This window comes from Mesorhizobium sp. M7A.F.Ca.CA.004.04.2.1, from assembly GCF_004022825.1.
Lineage (GTDB): Bacteria > Pseudomonadota > Alphaproteobacteria > Rhizobiales > Rhizobiaceae > Mesorhizobium.
This window is the reverse complement of sequence record NZ_RZPH01000379.1, coordinates 1-827: the sequence shown is the minus strand read 5'-3', so window position 1 is coordinate 827 and position 827 is coordinate 1. Positions and strand designations below refer to the sequence as shown.

Here is an 827-nt window from a genome sequence, read left to right as displayed (position 1 = left end):
CCGCGATAGCGGCGGTGGCGGTGGCGGTGGCGAGCAGACGTTCTGCACCCGCGAATATGCTCCGGTCTGCGGCCGCCGGCATGGCGAGATGCGTACCTTCCCCAATTCCTGCGAAGCCCGCGCCGCGGACTATCGCGTCGTTGGCGACGGGCCGTGCTGAGAACGCTGCGCCTTGTTGAGGACGACAGGCGTCAAGCCGTCGGCTCCACCTGGCGACAGTAGGCGATGAACTCGGACGCAGGCATGGGTCTGGCGAAAAGCCAGCCCTGGCCGTAGTCGACGTCGCGCTCGGCGAGATAGTCGGCCTGCGCCTGCGTTTCCACGCCCTCGGCAACGATCTTCAGCTTCAGTGTCTTGGCCATGTCGATGATATGCGGGGTGACGGAACTGGTGGCGGAATTCGTGCTGATCGTATCGATGAACGATTTGTCGATCTTGAGCGCATCGAGCGGCAGCCCCTCGAGATAGGACAGGCTGGAATAGCCGGTGCCGAAGTCGTCGATTGCCACTGCGTGCCCCAGTTCGCGGGCACGAATGAGCGTCGAACGCGCCGAGTTGATATCGACGAAACCTCGCTCCGTGGCCTCGAGCCAGATTTGCTGGGGCCGGATTCCGGTGTGCTGCAACGCCTTTTCGATAATAGGCAGGACCCGCGCGGTGCCGACATCGGTTGCGCTGAGATTGATGGCGATGTGAAGCGAGCGATCGGCGACCAGGAGCTTGTTCAGGTCGAACACAACCATCGCAATGACCTGATCGGTGATCGCCGTGATCAGGCCGCTCTCTTCCGCCAGCGGAATGAAAAGATCGGGCCGGACCAGGGAGCC

Annotated in this window: 1 protein-coding gene and 1 pseudogene; one reads left to right on the top strand and one right to left on the bottom strand. The window is 62.9% G+C overall.

What is annotated here, in order from left to right; all coding sequences use genetic code 11:
• Window positions 1–160: pseudogene (locus EN893_RS39310) on the top strand (peptidase); the annotation flags it as partial.
• Between the two features lie 31 nt (window positions 161–191).
• Here the strand turns inward: EN893_RS39310 and EN893_RS17735 are convergent.
• A partial coding sequence (locus EN893_RS17735) for an EAL domain-containing protein (protein ID WP_128361673.1) occupies window positions 192–827 on the bottom strand: 636 nt, incomplete at its 5' end.